Annotated in this window: 14 protein-coding genes; 10 read left to right on the top strand and 4 right to left on the bottom strand. The window is 63.8% G+C overall.

Annotation, left to right across the window (positions count from 1 at the left end; translation table 11 throughout):
* Positions 1-22 precede the first annotated feature (22 nt).
* From speA to PMI38_RS09275, 4 genes are all read right to left on the bottom strand, one after another.
* Complete coding sequence (gene speA, locus PMI38_RS09290) at positions 23-1,936, bottom strand: arginine decarboxylase (protein ID WP_008093097.1); 1,914 nt, start codon at positions 1,934-1,936, stop codon at positions 23-25.
* A gap of 152 nt (positions 1,937-2,088) precedes the next feature.
* Positions 2,089-2,460 carry a translation initiation factor Sui1 gene (locus tag PMI38_RS09285; RefSeq protein WP_008093095.1) on the bottom strand — a complete coding sequence of 124 codons (372 nt, stop codon included), beginning with the start codon at positions 2,458-2,460 and terminating at the stop codon, positions 2,089-2,091.
* A gap of 290 nt (positions 2,461-2,750) precedes the next feature.
* A complete protein-coding gene (locus PMI38_RS09280; RefSeq protein WP_008093094.1) occupies positions 2,751-3,284 on the bottom strand; it encodes an NUDIX hydrolase in 534 nt (177 codons plus the stop codon).
* A 2-nt stretch (positions 3,285-3,286) separates the two neighbouring features.
* Complete coding sequence (locus PMI38_RS09275) at positions 3,287-4,354, bottom strand: DUF2333 family protein (protein ID WP_008093092.1); 1,068 nt, start codon at positions 4,352-4,354, stop codon at positions 3,287-3,289.
* A gap of 285 nt (positions 4,355-4,639) precedes the next feature.
* Here PMI38_RS09275 and PMI38_RS09270 point away from each other — a divergent pair, with 285 nt between their 5' ends.
* The 10 genes from PMI38_RS09270 to purH all read left to right on the top strand — a co-directional run bounded on the left by PMI38_RS09270 (position 4,640) and on the right by purH (position 17,057).
* On the top strand, positions 4,640-6,601 hold the full coding sequence (locus tag PMI38_RS09270) for a methyl-accepting chemotaxis protein (RefSeq protein ID WP_008093091.1): 1,962 nt from the start codon (positions 4,640-4,642) through the stop codon (positions 6,599-6,601).
* 214 nt (positions 6,602-6,815) lie between these two features.
* The gene (locus PMI38_RS09265; RefSeq protein ID WP_008093088.1) at positions 6,816-8,588 is read left to right on the top strand and encodes a protein-disulfide reductase DsbD; all 1,773 of its coding nucleotides are present in this window, start codon (positions 6,816-6,818) and stop codon (positions 8,586-8,588) included.
* A 179-nt stretch (positions 8,589-8,767) separates the two neighbouring features.
* Entirely contained in the window at positions 8,768-9,220 is a 453-nt protein-coding gene (aroQ, locus tag PMI38_RS09260; protein ID WP_008093086.1) for a type II 3-dehydroquinate dehydratase, read from the top strand.
* A 101-nt stretch (positions 9,221-9,321) separates the two neighbouring features.
* Positions 9,322-9,783 (top strand): acetyl-CoA carboxylase biotin carboxyl carrier protein, encoded by a 462-nt coding sequence (gene accB / locus PMI38_RS09255; protein ID WP_008093084.1) that lies wholly within the window; start codon positions 9,322-9,324, stop codon positions 9,781-9,783.
* Between the two features lie 17 nt (positions 9,784-9,800).
* Positions 9,801-11,156, top strand: coding sequence for an acetyl-CoA carboxylase biotin carboxylase subunit (accC, locus tag PMI38_RS09250; RefSeq protein ID WP_008093082.1), 1,356 nt, complete (start codon positions 9,801-9,803; stop codon positions 11,154-11,156).
* Positions 11,157-11,584: 428 nt separating this feature from the next.
* Positions 11,585-12,463 (top strand): 50S ribosomal protein L11 methyltransferase, encoded by an 879-nt coding sequence (gene prmA / locus PMI38_RS09245; RefSeq protein ID WP_008093080.1) that lies wholly within the window; start codon positions 11,585-11,587, stop codon positions 12,461-12,463.
* Between the two features lie 42 nt (positions 12,464-12,505).
* Positions 12,506-13,840, top strand: a complete 1,335-nt coding sequence (locus PMI38_RS09240; RefSeq protein WP_008093079.1) for a DUF3426 domain-containing protein — start codon at positions 12,506-12,508, stop codon at positions 13,838-13,840.
* 197 nt (positions 13,841-14,037) lie between these two features.
* Positions 14,038-15,051 carry a tRNA dihydrouridine synthase DusB gene (dusB, locus tag PMI38_RS09235; protein WP_008093077.1) on the top strand — a complete coding sequence of 338 codons (1,014 nt, stop codon included), beginning with the start codon at positions 14,038-14,040 and terminating at the stop codon, positions 15,049-15,051.
* The gene (gene fis, locus PMI38_RS09230; protein ID WP_008093076.1) at positions 15,048-15,368 is read left to right on the top strand and encodes a DNA-binding transcriptional regulator Fis; all 321 of its coding nucleotides are present in this window, start codon (positions 15,048-15,050) and stop codon (positions 15,366-15,368) included. The genes dusB and fis overlap by 4 nt, the downstream gene beginning before the upstream one ends.
* Positions 15,369-15,449: 81 nt before the next feature.
* Positions 15,450-17,057 (top strand): bifunctional phosphoribosylaminoimidazolecarboxamide formyltransferase/IMP cyclohydrolase, encoded by a 1,608-nt coding sequence (purH, locus tag PMI38_RS09225; protein ID WP_008093073.1) that lies wholly within the window; start codon positions 15,450-15,452, stop codon positions 17,055-17,057.
* Positions 17,058-17,091 lie beyond the last annotated feature (34 nt).

Here is a 17,091-nt window from a genome sequence, read left to right as displayed (position 1 = left end):
GCACAGCGGCCCCTTTTGCAGATCAGGACGACAGGTACGAAGAGCGGGTCAGGCCCAAACGCAGGGCATCGAGGAACTGGGTTCGCTCACGCGCGCTGATCTTGGCGCTGGCCACCTTGTCGCGGTAATGCGTCATCAACTCCTCCGGCGACAGGTGCACGTAGCGCAGCATGTCTTCGATGGTGTCGTGGGTCTCGATACCGGCGTGGTACACGCTGCCATCGGCGTTCTGGTAGATGTTCACCGAATCGGTGTCACCGAACAGGTTGTGCATGTCGCCGAGAATCTCCTGGTAGGCGCCAACCAGGAACACGCCCAGCAGGTAATCCTCACCTTCGTTGACCGCATGCACCGGCATGCTGGTCTCGATGCTCTGCTCGTCGACGTACTGGTTGATCTTGCCGTCGGAGTCGCAGGTCAGGTCCTGCAGCACCGCGCGGCGCATCGGCTCTTCGTCCAGACGGTGCAGCGGAATGATCGGCAGCACCTGGCCGATGGCCCAGGTATCCGGCAGGCTCTGGAACACCGAGAAGTTGCAGATGTACTTGTCGGCCAGCTTGTCGTTGAGTTCATCCAGCACCTGGCGGTGCGAGCGCTGGCGGGCTTTCAGCGAGTTGTGCAGGCGACGGCACACGGCGAAATAGCACTGCTCGGCCAGAGCCTTTTCGGCCAGGGTGATCTTGCCATCGGCGTACTGCGCCGCCACGTCACCCATGTAGTGGGTGGCGCGCCAGTAGGTCTCGGTGACCATCTCGATGTCGGTCGGGCCCAGCAGGTCAACCAGCCATTGCACGGTTTCCGGCAGGGCTTCCTTGTTCTCGATGGTCGGCACTTCATCGTTGTGCTTCTCGACATCGGTCACCTGGATCACCAGCATGGCATGGTGCGCGGTCAGCGAACGGCCACTCTCGGAGAAGATGTGCGGGTGCGGCAGGCCCTGCGCGTCGCAGAACTCCTTGAGCATGCCCACCACCACGCCGGCGTAGTCATCCATGTCGTAGTTGATCGAACTGGCATTGCGCGAGTGGGTGCCGTCGTAGTCCACGCCCAGGCCACCGCCCACGTCGATATGGTCGACCGGCAGGCCCAGCGCGCGCAGCTCGCCGTAGTAGCGGATGGCTTCCTTGAAACCGTGCTGGTAGTCGGCCAGGTTGGCGATCTGCGAGCCCATGTGGAAGTGCAGCAGGCGGATGCCCTGGTCCAGGCCGGCATCGCGGAAGCGCTGCACCACCGAAATCAACTGGGCGGCCGAGAGGCCGAACTTGGACTTCTCGCCACCGGTATCGGCCCACTTGCTCGATGCCAGCGACGACAGGCGCACACGCAGGCCCACCTGCGGCTTGACCTTGAGGTCGGCGGCCTCATCGATCACCAGCGCCACTTCGGACTCTTTCTCGATGACGATGAACACGTTGTGGCCGAGTTTCTGGCCCATCAGCGCCAGGCGGATGAACTCGCGGTCCTTGTAGCCGTTGCAGACGATGGTGCCGCCCTTCGGCGCCAGCGCCAGCACCGCCAGCAGCTCGGGCTTGGAGCCGGCTTCCAGGCCGATGGAGACGTTCTGCGTGGCGATGATGTTCTCGACCACCGCTTCCTGCTGGTTGACCTTGATCGGGTACAGCGCGGTGTACTGGCTCTGATATTCAAGACGCGCGATGTTGGCGTCGAAGGCGCCGGTCAGCTGGCGCACGCGGTCCTGCAGGATATCGGGGAAGCGCACCAGCAACGGCAGCGACAAGCCGCTCTGGCGCAGTTCGTCGACCTGTTCGAACAGGTCGATCGGTGCGCTATTGGGCCCGTTGGGGCGCACTTCGACGCGCCCGGCTTCATTGATGGCGAAATAACCAGCGCCCCAATGGCGGATGCCATAAACACTGCGGCTGTCGGCCACGGTCCATTGGCTACCATCGTCTTTGCGTGTGCGTCGTACGGACATTCAAGTCCCCTATAGAAAAGTCGAAGACACTGCCCCGCCAGCAGGCGGCTGCAGTGTAAATGCTGAAAATGACGATTCGCCCGTGTCCAGGGATAGACCCTGGCCACGGCAACGAGTTTAGAAAGCGCTGGGCAAAAAAGCGCGGGCAGGCATCAGCCGCCGGATTTTTTTGCCTTGAAACCCTGTTTGGTCAGCTCACCGATCAGCAGTTCGACGTGATCGCCCTGGATCTCGATGACCCCATCCTTCAGCGCACCGCCGGTACCACAGCGACGCTTGAGGGTGGTGGCCAGCTCCTTGAGCTGGTCGGGTGGCAGCGGCACGCCGGTGACGGTGGTCACGGTCTTGCCGCCACGGCCTTTGCTTTCACGGCGCACACGGGCAATGCCATCGCCTTCGGGGATGATTGGCTGCTTGCAGGTGCAGGCATCCACCGGCTGGCCACAGTCAGGACAGTGCCGACCGGCATCGGTGGAGTAAACGAGACCGCCTAGGGCGGCGAAGGAAGAAGCTTTCTTGGCCACTTTTGTTCCTCGGTGCTGAGGACAAAAACTGGTCGGCGGGAGCCGACCGCGAAGCCCCACTCTGGCAGGGGCGGCGCTACTGCCACAAGACCTGCGGCAGCCCGAAAAGGGCGCGCAGTTTAACGATAAATCACGCCGTTGCTAAGTACTGGATTGCGCCATTTTGCGAATGATTTGCGACCCATCGCCGGCAAGCCGGCTCCCACAAAGACTCCACAGCGCCAAAGACCTGCACTGTGCCTGTGGGAGCCGGCTTGCCGGCGATGAGGCCAGCCCAGCCAGCCCACCGTTCAAAGACTGGCCTTGTACCGCTGCAGGGCAGCCAACGAGTCGGGGCAATACGGCTTGATCAGGCTCTCGGCTTCAGCCTGTTCGACAGGCATGAACCTCGCCTCGATCACTTCTTCCGGCTGCAGCCGCAAGGGCGCATCGGAAACCGCCGAGTACACCGCGCACCACAAACGGTTGTCCGGCTGGTCGAAATAGAAGCGCTCGTGGAACCTCAACGGCACGCCGTCGATCCCCAGCTCCTCGGCCAGCTCCCGCGCCGCCGATTCGGCATAACCCTCGCCTGCCGTCACCATGCCGCCGGCAGCCACATCCCAGTAGCCGGGATACAGCGCCTTGCTCAAGGTCCGCCGGTGCACGCACAGCTGCCCGGCGCTGTTGAACAGCAGAATGAAGGTACAACGGCCGATCAGGCTCCGCTCGCGCAGCTCAGCCCTGGGCAACGCACCCAACACCTGATCGGCTTCGTCCACCCAGGCGACCAGTTCGCGGTCGGAAGCCGCCCGGTGGGCGGCCTCGTCGGGGCTGATGGCCATGCTCAACCCTGCGACAGCAACTGGCGCAGGTCGATGACCGCGGCGTTGGCCCGGGAGATGTAGTTGGCCATGACCAGCGAGTGGTTGGCCCACATGCCGAAGCCGCTGCCGTTGAGCACCATCGGGCTCCACAGCGGCTCCTGCGAGGCTTCCAGCTCACGAATGATCTGTCGCACGCTGACCGTGGCGTTCTTCTTCGCCAGCACGTCGGCGAAGTCCACCTCGATGGCACGCAGCAGGTGCGACAGCGCCCAGGCCTGGCCACGGGCCTCGTAGAACACGTTGTCGATCTGCAGCCACGGGGTTTCCACCAGCTCTTCGTCCACCTGCGGCGCCTGCCCGGCCACCACCGACTCGGTCTTCAGCGTGGTGTTGAGCTTGACCCGGCCAACGCTGGCCGACAGGCGCTGGGACAGCGAGCCAAGTCGGGTGGCGACATCGCCCAGCCAGTTGTTCAGGTTGTCGGCGCGGGTGTAGAAGATCGCGCCCTTGTCGCCAGCGGCCAGGCGGGTCTGGTAGCGCGTCAGCGACTTGATGCCTTCTTCGAACTCCGATTCGCTCGATGGCAGGATCCAGCTCTTGTTGTCGAAGTTGAAACGCGGCTCGGCCTTGGCCAGGTCGGCGTCTTCGGTCGACTGCGACTGCGAGCGGGCGAAGTCCTTGCGCAGGGCGCGGGACAGGTCACGCACCTGGACCAGCACGCCGTATTCCCAGCTCGGCATGTTGTCCATCCACAGCCCTGGCGGGAAACGGTCGTTGGAAATATAGCCGCCCGGCTTGTTCAGCAAGGTGCCGGCAACGGTCTTGAGGGTTTCCAGGGTGGTATAGCCGACCACCATCTGCTGGCCAGTGCGCTCGGCCGCCGCCTGGGCATTCTGTTGCACCGGGAACAGTTCCGGCTCCTGGCTCCAGTACCAGCCCAGGCCGATGCAGACCAGCAGATACAGGCCGATCAGCGTCCCCAGGGCACGGCTCCAGAGGCCGCCAAGGTAACTACGGGCGGCAGCACCGCGGCCGTCGACACGCTCGCGGGGCTCGGCTTTGGCCTCACGGTTTTTCCAGTCCAGCATGGCTTTGTCCTTAATCAGTCACGACGGTTCAGGGCTTTGACCACAGGCCTGCGCCAGGGTGCCACGGCAAGCCCGTGTCGCAGCACTATAAAGCAGACACCGCCTTACGCATAAGCGACCAATGAGTCGCGAACTGAATATCCGCATTGTTTCGGGGCAGAGATCCGCCGCGAGGCCGTCGCCTTAGCACAAAGATGGCATCAAGCCACTAGCGTCATCACCTTGTCATGAAATGGCAATAACTTCGGGCCCCTACCTCCACTCCCCCGCAGGAAGTTCGCGGCTATGCGCCTGAAGTGGCTGACCAATTTCAACACCCTGTTGCTGGTTACCGTGTGTATTGCCCTGGGCGCGACCCTGTGGTGGTCGCAGCGTGCCCTGGAACGGCCCTATCAATTGATGGAGCGTTACCTGAGCCTGTCCCAGCAGTTTCAGAACCAGGCCGCGCGCAATATCCAGGCTTACCTGGGCAACGGTGACGCCGTGCGCCACGCCGCGGCCATGGAGGCCAACCAGCAGTTGCAAGCGGCATTGACCGAGCTGCCTGACGAACTGGCCAGCCAGTTGCGACCTGGCCTGGACACGCTGAGCGCCTTCACCGCCAGCGAACTGCTGGCGGCCGGCAAGCTGGCTGGCGATCCGCAAGCCTTGCTGCTGCAGGCCGAACGGGAACTGGGGGCCAACCTCGAACAATTGGCCCGCTATGCTCGCGACAGCGGCAGCGCTGCTGCCAACGGCTATCTGCAGCCCCTGCTCGATGCCAGCGTACACCTGGGCCGCCTTTCGCTGGCCCGTGACAAGCTGGTCAGCAGCGGCCGCGCCGAGCTGGCCGACGAAGTGGAGCGCGAGCTGCAGTTGATTCGCGCCCAGGCCCAGCTCATCGACGCCCTGCCGTTGCTGGGTGTGACCGGCACAGCCGAATCCGGCGCAGACGACTTTGCCGCCATGATGGGCCTGGAAACCCAGGCCAATACCCAACAGGAAGATGTCGCGGTTGCGCTCAAGCGCGACCTGCAAAGCCTGCTCAACCGCTACCCCGCGGAGCTGCAACGCACCCGTGAACAGATCGAGCGACGCAGCGCCCTGGCCGCCAGCACCCATGAACGGCTCGACGCCGTGCAGCAGGCCATTGCCGGCCTGGAGCCACAGGTGCGTGGCCAGCACGCCAGGATCGCCAGCGAGGTGCGCCTCATGCAAGGGCTGATGATCGGCCTGATCCTGCTGATCGCCTTGCTCATCGACACCTTGCAGCGGCGCCTGGCACGCACCTTGACCGGCCTTGCCCCGGCCCTTTCGCGCTGGGCCGAAGGCGACTTCGCCCAGGCCATCGCCCTGGGCCGGACCAACCGCGAGCTGCACGATATCCAGGAATCGCTCAACCGCCTGCGCCACTACCTGGTGGAACTGGTCGGCACCATCCGCCACAACGCCGAGCAGGTCGCCGGCAGCAGCCATGCCCTGGCGGGCATGAGCGCCGCCCTGCACCAAGGCGCCGAACGCCAGGCCGGTGACACCGGGCAGATCCGCGATGCCCTGGGAGCACTGGAGGCGACCATCCAGCAGGTGGCCGGTGACGCCAGTTCCGCAGCCGACGCCAGCCGCGACGCCGGCCGCGCCGTGGAACAGGGCCAGGCCGTGATCGGCCAGAGCCTGTCGGGCTTGCGCACGCTGGTCGACGAGGTGCAGGGCAATGCGCGCATGATCGAGCAGTTGGCCGAAGAGTCGGCGACCATCGGCGGGGTGCTGACGGTGATCCGGTCGATTGCCGAGCAGACCAACCTGCTGGCCTTGAACGCCGCGATCGAAGCCGCGCGCGCCGGCGAGATGGGTCGCGGTTTTGCCGTGGTGGCGGACGAGGTGCGCTCGCTGGCACAGCGCACCACCGGGGCGACCGGCGAGATCCAGGCCCTCATCGACCGCCTGCAGCAGGCCGCGAAGGAGTCTGTGGTGGGCATGCGGGCTCAGCTCGAACATGCCGAAGCGACTGCCGGTCGAGCCCAGGCCGCCGATGGCGCGCTGGATGACATCGTCAGCGCGATTCGCACGATTGCCGATACGGCGGTACGCATCGCCGATGTCACGGCGCAGCAGAGTGGCGCGGTGAGCGAGATTCGCGATCACAGTGAGCGGATTCATGCACTGGGTGAGGACAACCTGCAGCGTATTGGTGAAGGGCGCGAGCAAGGGGAGCAGTTGCTGAGCCTGGGTGGTGAGCTGAACCGGGCTGTTCGCGCGTTCAGGGTCTGACAGGTCTGGCCCTTTCGCGGGACAAGCCCGCTCCCACAGGTAGGGTGCGCTTCCTGAAATCTGCGCAGGTCCTGTGGGAGCGGGCTTGTCCCGCGAAAGGGCCAGCACTGGCGGAACACAGTCAGCGGCCACGTGTCGCTCTCCTCCCCCCCAATCTCCCAACCCTTCTCATCTCCGCTATCATGCCCCGCATGTTCCACCTCGCGAGTCCGTCATGCGCCGCCTGTTTTTCCTGCTGTTCCTGCTGCTGGCCAGCCCAGCCTTCGCCACGGGCCTGCTCGACAACCGCCCCAGCGCCACCCTCGGCGCCGCCTCGCTGTCCAACGGTGCCGACTTCCTGCCGGTGCACGAGGCCTTCAAGCTCAGCCTGGTCCAGGCCGATGCCCAGACCATCAAGTTGCGCTTCGTCGCCACCGACGGCTACTACCTGTACCGCCACCGCTTCCAGTTCCGCACCGAACCTGCGGACGTCGCCCTGGGCACACCGAACATCCCCAAGGGCGAAGCCAAGCACGATGAGTTCTTCGGCGACGTCGAGGTCTATCACGGCGTGCTCGACATCGAGCTGCCGCGCAACGACGCCCGCGCCTTCACCCTGCTGGTGGGCTACCAGGGCTGCGCCGACAAAGGCCTGTGCTACCCACCTGAAACCGAGCGCCTGAGCATCGACGGCGAAGGGCCCGGTGCACTGCCGGCCAGTGGCGAACAGGCCTGGAACTGGAAATCGCTGTTGCTGTTCTTCCTCGCCGGAGTCGGCCTGACCTTCACACCCTGCGTGCTGCCGATGCTGCCGATCCTTTCCGGCGTGGTCTTGCGAGGCCAGGTCGGCGGCCTGCGCGGTCTGTCGCTGTCATTGGCCTACATCCTGCCGATGGCGGCCAGTTTCGCCGTGCTGGGCGCGCTGATGGGACTGTTCGGTGCCGGCCTGAACCTGCAGGCGCGACTTCAGTCAGCCTGGGTGCTGGTGCCCTTCGCGTTGTTCTTCGTGCTGTTCGCCCTGGCCATGTTCGGCCTGTTCGAACTGAAACTGCCGCACGCCTTGAGCAATCGCCTGGAAAACGTGGCCAACCACACCCGGGGCGGCTCCTTGCTGGGCGCTGCGATCCTGGGCGTGTTGTCGAGCCTGCTGGTTTCGCCCTGCGTATCAGCCCCCCTGGCCGGTGCCTTGCTGTACATCAGCGCCAGCGGCGACGCCGTGGGCGGCGCGCTCAAATTGTTCGCCCTGGGCCTGGGCATGGGCGCACCGCTGCTGCTGGTCGCCACCGGGGGCGCGGCCTGGCTGCCGAAGAGCGGGCCGTGGATGAACACCGTGAAGAACGCCATCGGCGTCTTGCTGCTGGGCCTTGCCATCGGCCTGCTCAGCCGCGTGCTGCCGGGGCCGGTGACCCTGCTGCTGGTGGGTTTCCTGGCCGCCGGCGTGGCGCTGTTCCTCGGCACCCTGGAGTTCGTGGTCAAGACGCCACGCCAGCGCCTGGCGCAACTGCTTGGCCTGGCCTTGCTGGTGTACGCCCTGGCCTGCTGGTATGGCGCCCTGAATGGCCAGGGCGACCCCCTGCGCCCGCTGCCGCCGCCCGCCGTCGTTGGCGCCGGCAGTGGTGCCGAAGCCCGCGAAAGTGCCTGGCAGACCCTCACCACGCCTGCCGCCCTGGACGCCGCGCTGGCGGACGCCAAGGCCAACGGCCAGCCGGTGCTGCTGGATTGGTACGCCGACTGGTGCATCAGCTGCAAGGTGATCGAGCACGAAGTGCTCAACGCTCCTCAAGTCCAATCCCAGCTGGGCGCGTTCAAATTGCTGCGTTTCGATATCACCCAGAGCAATGCCGAGCAACGCACCCTGCTCGACCGCTACCAGTTGTTCGGCCCACCCGCGCTGTTGTTCTTTGCCGCGAACGGCAGCGAAATGACCACTGATCGGGTGATTGGCGAGATAAACGCCGGCGATTTCGCCGAAGTTCTTACGCGCGTGCGCGGCAAACTCGGTCTATAACTTCCCGCGTGCCGGGAAATTTCTGCCAATGAGTGACCAGATTTAATCATTTGGTCACATACTTCGCGCGAACCTCGGACATCGTGCTGCCTATTGCGGGGAACTGGACACTTGCCGTCGCTTTACGGCACACTCGCCGCGCTGTGTCGAATTGCCCTACAAATCCAAGGAATCCGCAGATGGCAACCCTACTGGTGCTTCATGGCCCCAACCTGAACCTGCTCGGTACTCGCGAGCCGGGCCACTACGGCGCCGTGACCCTGGCCCAGATCAACCAGGACCTGGAGCAGCGCGCCCGCGCCGCTGGCCATCATCTGCAGTACCTGCAGAGCAATGCCGAGTACGAACTGATCGACCGTATTCACGCCGCACGCAACGAGGGTGTGGACTTCATCCTGATCAATCCGGCTGCTTTCACCCACACAAGCGTCGCATTACGTGACGCATTGCTTGCGGTGAGCATCCCATTCATCGAAGTGCACCTGTCCAACGTGCACAAACGCGAACCGTTCCGTCACCATTCCTACTTCTCCGATGTCGCCGTAGGGGTGATCTGCGGCCTGGGCGCCAGCGGTTATCGCCTGGCCCTGGAGTCCGCACTGGAACAGCTGGCTGCCAACGCACAGCCCTGATGATTGAGACCTTGGCCCGAGTGGGCCGAGGTTCGAGAGAAACGTTCAGATACGTTTTTTAAATTACGCCCCCTGACCGAACCTTTGGGAGTTGATGATTAATGGATATCCGTAAAGTCAAGAAACTGATCGAGCTGCTGGAAGAGTCTGGCATCGACGAGCTGGAGATCAAGGAAGGCGAAGAGTCGGTCCGTATCAGCCGTCACAGCAAGACCCCAGCGGCTCAACAGTTCTACGCACCCGCACCGATGGCTGCCCCTGTAGCTGCTCCGGCCGCTGCTGCCGCTGCCCCGGCTGCCGAAGCTGCCGCTGCTGCCCCTGCCCTGAAAGGCACCGTGGTCCGTTCGCCAATGGTCGGTACCTTCTACCGCAAGCCTTCGCCGACCTCGCCGAACTTCGCTGAAGTTGGCCAGAGCGTGAAGAAAGGCGACACCCTGTGCATCGTCGAAGCGATGAAAATGATGAACCACATCGAAGCCGATGTGGGCGGCGTCATCGACGCCATCCTGGTGGAAGACGGTCAGCCGGTTGAGTTCGACCAGCCGCTGTTCACCATCGTTTGATTCGCGGAGAGCCAACGATGTCTGGGAAGCTGGAAAAAGTCCTGATCGCCAACCGCGGGGAAATTGCCCTGCGGATCCTGCGTGCCTGCAAAGAGCTGGGCATCAAGACCGTCGCCGTGCACTCCACGGCCGACCGCGAACTGATGCACCTGGGCCTGGCAGACGAGTCGGTCTGCATTGGTCCTGCTTCGTCCAAGGATTCGTACCTGCACATCCCGGCGATCATCGCCGCGGCTGAAGTGACAGGCGCTACCGCCATTCACCCGGGTTACGGCTTCCTGGCGGAAAACGCCGACTTCGCCGAGCAGGTGGAGAAGTCCGGTTTCGCCTTCATCGGCCCGAAAGCCGACACCATTCGCCTGATGGGCGACAAGGTTTCGGCCAAGGACGCGATGATCAAGACCGGCGTTCCGACCGTACCGGGCTCCGATGGCCCGCTGCCGGAAGACGAAGAGGTCGCCCTGGCGATCGCCCGTGACGTCGGCTACCCGGTGATCATCAAGGCCGCCGGTGGCGGTGGTGGTCGCGGCATGCGCGTGGTGCACAAGGAAGAGGACCTGATCGCCTCGGCCAAGCTCACCCGTACCGAAGCCGGTGCCGCCTTCGGCAACCCGATGGTCTACCTGGAGAAGTTCCTGACCAACCCACGTCACGTGGAAGTTCAGGTGCTGTCCGACGGCCAGGGCAACGCCATCCACCTGGGCGACCGCGACTGCTCGCTGCAGCGCCGTCACCAGAAGGTCCTGGAAGAAGCACCTGCCCCGGGCATCGACGAGAAAGCCCGTCAGGAAGTGTTCAAGCGTTGCGTCGATGCGTGCGTCGAGATCGGCTACCGCGGTGCCGGTACCTTCGAATTCCTGTACGAGAACGGCCGTTTCTACTTCATCGAGATGAACACCCGCGTGCAGGTTGAGCACCCGGTGTCGGAAATGGTCACCGGTATCGACATCGTCAAGGAGATGCTCAGCATCGCCGCTGGCAACAAGCTGTCGATCCGCCAGGAAGACGTCGTGATCCGTGGCCACTCGCTGGAGTGCCGTATCAACGCCGAAGACCCGAAGAAGTTCATCCCGAGCCCAGGCAAGGTGAAGCACTTCCACGCCCCGGGCGGCAACGGTGTTCGCGTCGATTCGCACCTGTACAGCGGTTACTCGGTTCCGCCGAACTACGACTCGCTGATCGGCAAGCTGATCACCTACGGCAAGGACCGCGACGAAGCCATGGCGCGCATGCGCAATGCCCTGGACGAGATCGTCGTCGACGGCATCAAGACCAACATCCCGCTGCACCGCGACCTGGTGCGTGATGAAGGTTTCTGCAAAGGCGGCGTCAACATCCACTACCTCGAGCACAAACTGGCCAACCAGGAGTGATCGCGTTAGCGTGATGCATGAAAACCCCGGCCCCGTGCCGGGGTTTTTTATTGCCTGGCTTGAGATATTTTGCGCCAGTGAAACCGAGCGCCGCCCGCGCGGCGCATCGCGGATAAATCCGCTCCTACATTTGTTGCAACGTACCTATGCCTGATAGGCCATAGTTGCCAGCCTTGTTTGTCCGACGCGATTTTTTGGCGGGCAACAAGGCGGACAACCATGGCCTGACAGACCGTGGCACGTTGCAACAAATGTAGGAGCGGATTTATCCGCGATGCGCCGCGCGGGCGGCGCTCGATCTCATGAACACTGAAAAACCCAAGACAGGCACCTCCCCGCCCTCCTCTACAAACCCCCCGCACTCGCGTAAACTGCCAGCCTTCGCGCAGCCTCGGGCTGCCCCTGTCGATTTACCAAAGGTGCCCGCCATGCCTTGGCTGCAAGTACGCCTGGCCATCAGCCCGGAACAAGCCGAAACCTACGAAGACGCCCTGCTCGAAGTCGGCGCCGTCTCGGTCACGTTCATGGACGCCGAAGATCAACCGATCTTCGAGCCCGACCTCAACACCACCCCGCTGTGGTCGCACACCCACCTGCTGGCGCTGTTCGAAGCCGATGCCGTGCCTGAGGCCGTATTCGCTCACCTGCGCCTGCTGACGGGCGCAGAATTGCCCGAGCACCACGCCGAGGTGATCGAGGACCAGGACTGGGAACGCAGCTGGATGGACAACTTCCAGCCGATGCGCTTCGGCCGCCGCCTGTGGATCGTGCCGAGCTGGCACGAGGCCCCGGAAAAGGACGCGGTCAACCTGCTGCTCGACCCGGGCCTGGCGTTCGGTACCGGCACCCACCCGACCACCGCGCTGTGCCTGGAATGGCTTGACGGCCAGCAGCTCGAAGGCACCCAGGTGCTGGACTTCGGCTGCGGCTCGGGCATCCTGGCCATCGCCGCGCTGCTGCTCGGCGCCCGTGAAGCCGTTGGCACCGACATCGATGTGCAGGCGCTCGAAGCCTCGCGTGACAACGCCCAGCGCAACGGCATCGCGGATGAGAAGTTCGCGCTCCACCTGCCCGAGCACATGCCGGCGATGCAGGCCGACGTGCTGGTCGCCAACATCCTCGCTGGCCCCTTGGTTTCCCTGGCGCCGCAACTGTCCGGCCTGGTCCGCCCAGGTGGCCTGCTGGCGCTGTCGGGCATCCTCGCCGAACAGGGTGAGGAAGTGGCCGCGGCCTACGCCGCCGACTTCGAGCTGGACCCGATCGTCGTGCGCGACGGCTGGGTGCGCATCAGTGGTCGCCGCCGCTAAGCGGGCCTAGAATTAACCTCTGCACAGCTCCCGGATTGCCGCATGACCGACAGTTTCGTCACCCAGTGCCCGCATTGCCAGACCAGCTTTCGCGTCACTCATCACCAGCTGAGCGTAGCGCGCGGCGTGGTGCGCTGCGGCCACTGCCTGCAGGTGTTCAATGCGGCAAAACAGTTGCTGGAGCAGAATCGTGCCAAGGCTGGCAGCGCACCTGCGTTGCCAGCGGAACTGCCCGCCGAGGCGCCGGTTGTGCCCACTCCTGCAACCATCGAACGGCCACCGGTCGAACCCGAGGACTGGGCGGCCACCGTCCAGGCCCTGGATGAGCTGGACCTGGACGAGGAGCTTGCCCGCCTGGAGCGTCGCGACCAGCCCGCCGAACCCCGGTCGGCGCCCGCAGAGGACGCCCTGCAGGCACGCCGAGACGAGCCGCAAGCTGACGACCTCGGCGCTGCACCGTTCGGCACCGCAACCGACGATCGCCTCGAACCGCAAGCGCTGGACCAGCCCGCGCCGGTCCTGATGGACCAGGAGCTGCTGTCCCTCGAGCCAGAACCCGGGGACCGCACCGAACCGACACTGGGCGCGAGCCTGGACCTGGACTTCGATGATGAGCCTGCTGCCCACCGGGCAGCCGAGCACGATGACGCCCGCGACTTCCCCGAGCCACTGCCTGACGATGACGAAATCATTCACGAAAAGGGCCTGAGCGCCCGTGATGACGACGAAATCGATATCCATCTGTCGGCCCGTGACGACGACCCCGTCGAACCGCTGCCGAGCGAGCGCCTGGAGCCTGGCTTTGCCGCCAAAGCCGAGCGCCCGTCCCGCAAGGAGCCTCTGGTCGATGTGGTCGACGACCCGTTGCAACTGGGTTGGGAAAAGCCCAAGGCTAACTGGGGCAAGCGCCTGTTGTGGGGCGTGCTGACCCTGCTCGCCGCCGGCCTGCTGGCCTTCCAGTACGTGTGGTTCCATTTCGACGAACTGGCCCGCCACGACCAGTACCGCCCGATCTTCCAGCAACTGTGCCCAGTGCTTGGCTGCGAAGTACCGACCCGCGTCGATATCGGCCGGATCAAGAGCAGCAACCTGGTGGTGCGCAGCCACCCGGACTTCAAGGGCGCACTGATCGTCGACGCGATCATCTACAACCGTGCCCCCTTCGCCCAACCATTCCCATTGCTGGAGCTGCGTTTCGCCGACCTCAATGGCCAGCTGATCGCCAGCCGCCGCTTCAAACCCAGCGAATACCTCTCCGGCGAGCTGGCCGGCCGTGGCGAAATGCCCAGCCAGACGCCGATCCACATTGCCCTGGACATCCTCGACCCGGGCCCCAAGGCCGTGAACTACAGCCTCAGCTTCCGCTCCCCCGAATAACCCATCGCCGGCAAGCAGGCTCTGTGGGAGCCGGCTTGCCGGCGATGGGGTCCGCACAGGCGGCATGCAGCACTATCGGCATAAGCCGACAACTGTTCAGAATTTATCCAAATCCATCTTTATCCGGTCACCGAGAGCGGGTATCATGCCCACCCTTTTTCGACTCCAATGATTCGGCCCCACAACAGGGAACACCTATGTCGGCGGTACGCATCGGCCAATACACACTACGCAACAACCTGATCCTCGCGCCCATGGCCGGGGTCACGGACCAGCCTTTCCGTACACTTTGCCAGCGCCTGGGCGCGGGCATGGTGGTGTCGGAGATGGTCAGCAGCGACATGAGCCTGTGGAACAGCCGCAAGTCGAGCCTGCGTCGCATCCACGAAGGTGATCCCGAGCCCCGCTCGGTACAGATCGCCGGTGGTGACGCGCAGATGATGGCGGCGGCGGCCCGGGCCAACGTCGAAGCGGGTGCCCAGATCATCGATATCAACATGGGCTGCCCGGCGAAAAAAGTCTGCAACAAAGCCGCAGGCTCTGCTTTATTGAGAGATGAAGCACTGGTCAGCGAGATCCTCCACGCCGTTGTCGGCGCGGTGGACGTCCCGGTGACCCTGAAGATTCGTACCGGCTGGGACCGGGCGAACAAGAACGGCCTGAACGTGGCGAAGATCGCCGAACAGGCAGGCATCCAGGCGCTGGCGGTACATGGCCGCACACGCGCCGACCTGTACACCGGCGAAGCCGAATACGACACCATCGCTGCCATCAAACAGGCGGTGTCTATCCCGGTTTTTGCCAATGGCGATATCACTTCGCCAGAAAAGGCCCGGGCGGTGCTGGACGCCACCGGGGTCGACGGTCTGCTGATCGGCCGGGCTGCCCAAGGGCGTCCCTGGATCTTTCGCGAGATCGCGCATTACCTGGCGACCGGCGAGCATTTGCCAGCCGCCAAGCTGGACGAAGTGGAACGAATCCTGCTGGAGCACCTGGCCGCGCTGCACGCCTTCTATGGCGATGTGATGGGCGTTCGTATCGCCCGCAAGCACGTTGGCTGGTACCTGGCAACACGACCCGGCGGCAAGGAGTTTCGCTCCCGGTTCAACGCTTTGGAAGACACACAAGCGCAGTGCGCCAACGTTCGTGGGTATTTCAACGAACGTCGACAGAGCCTTGAGACAGAGGACGAACAAGGGGTGGCCGCATGACGATGATGACCGAGACATTAGTGAGTGGAACAACGCCCGTGAGCGACAACGCCAACCTCAAACAGCACCTCAATACGCCGAGCGAAGAGGGCCAGACCCTTCGCGACAGCGTCGAGAAGGCGCTGCACAACTACTTCGCACACCTGGAAGGCGCTACCGTCACTGACGTGTACAACCTGGTGCTCTCCGAAGTCGAGGCGCCCCTGCTCGAAAGCGTGATGAACTACGTAAAGGGCAACCAGACCAAAGCCAGCGAGATGCTCGGGCTCAACCGTGGCACCCTGCGCAAGAAGCTCAAGCAGTACGACTTGTTGTAAGGCCAGAATCCCAATCAGAAAAGGCGGCTCCTGCGAAGGAACGCCTTTTTTGCTGACTCCACCGCGTTATTGGAACCCGAAATGACCGACCAGACTACCCGCCTGCCAGTCCGCCGCGCCCTGATCAGCGTCTCCGACAAGACCGGTATCCTCGAATTCGCTCGTGAGCTGCAACAGCTCGGTGTCGAGATCCTGTCCACCGGCGGCACCTACAAGCTGCTCAAGGACAACGGCGTCAACGCGGTGGAAGTGGCCGACTACACTGGCTTCGCCGAAATGATGGATGGCCGGGTCAAGACCCTGCATCCGAAGATCCACGGCGGCATCCTCGGCCGTCGCGGTGTCGACGACGCCATCATGAACGAGCACGGCATCAAGCCGATCGACCTGGTCGCCGTCAACCTGTACCCCTTCGAAGCCACCATCGCCAAGCCTGGTTGTGACCTGCCGACTGCCATCGAGAACATCGACATCGGCGGCCCGACCATGGTCCGTTCGGCTGCCAAGAACCACAAGGACGTGGCCATCGTGGTCAATGCCAGCGACTACGCCAGCGTCCTCGAAGGCCTCAAGGCCGGCGGCCTGACCTACGCCCAGCGCTTCGACCTGATGCTCAAGGCGTTCGAGCACACCGCTGCCTACGACGGCATGATCGCCAACTACATGGGCACCATCGACCAGGCCAAAGAGGCCCTGTCGACCGAAGGCCGCAGCGAGTTCCCGCGCACCTTCAACAGCCAGTTCGTCAAAGCCCAGGAAATGCGCTACGGCGAGAACCCGCACCAGAGCGCGGCGTTCTACGTCGAAGCCAAGAAAGGCGAAGCCAGCGTTTCCACCGCCATCCAATTGCAGGGCAAAGAGCTGTCGTTCAACAACGTGGCCGACACCGATGCTGCACTGGAGTGCGTGAAGAGCTTCGTCAAGCCGGCCTGCGTCATCGTCAAGCACGCCAACCCGTGCGGCGTGGCCGTAGTCCCTGAAGACGAAGGCGGCATCCGCAAGGCCTACGACCTGGCCTACGCCACTGACACCGAGTCGGCGTTCGGCGGCATCATCGCCTTCAACCGTGAGCTCGATGGCGAAACGGCCAAAGCCATTGTCGATCGCCAGTTCGTCGAAGTGATCATCGCCCCGAAAATCTCCCAGGCTGCTCGCGACGTGGTCGCTGCCAAGCAGAACGTGCGCCTGCTGGAATGTGGCGAGTGGCCAGCCGAGCGTACTGCCGGTTGGGACTTCAAGCGTGTCAACGGTGGCCTGCTGGTGCAGAGCCGCGATAACGGCATGATCACTGCCGATGACCTGAAGATCGTCACCAAGCGTGCGCCGACCGAGCAAGAGATCCACGACCTGGTGTTCGCCTGGAAAGTGGCCAAGTTCGTCAAGTCCAACGCCATCGTCTATGCCAAGCAGCGTCAGACCATCGGCGTCGGCGCCGGCCAGATGAGCCGCGTCAACTCCGCACGCATCGCTGCCATCAAGGCCGAGCATGCTGGCCTGCAGGTACAAGGTGCGGTCATGGCTTCGGACGCGTTCTTCCCGTTCCGTGACGGCATCGACAATGCGGCTAAAGTGGGTATCAGCGCCGTGATCCAGCCAGGTGGCTCGATGCGTGATGCCGAGGTGATTGCTGCAGCTGACGAAGCCGGCATCGCCATGGTGTTCACCGGCATGCGCCACTTCCGCCACTAATTACGCGGATCTCGGGGCGAGCAGCGGCCCTGCG

This window comes from Pseudomonas sp. GM84 (assembly GCF_000282535.1).
In the GTDB taxonomy this organism is placed as follows: Bacteria; Pseudomonadota; Gammaproteobacteria; order Pseudomonadales; family Pseudomonadaceae; genus Aquipseudomonas.
Note: the sequence above shows the minus strand (reverse complement) of the source record. Positions and strands in the feature narration are given on the sequence as shown.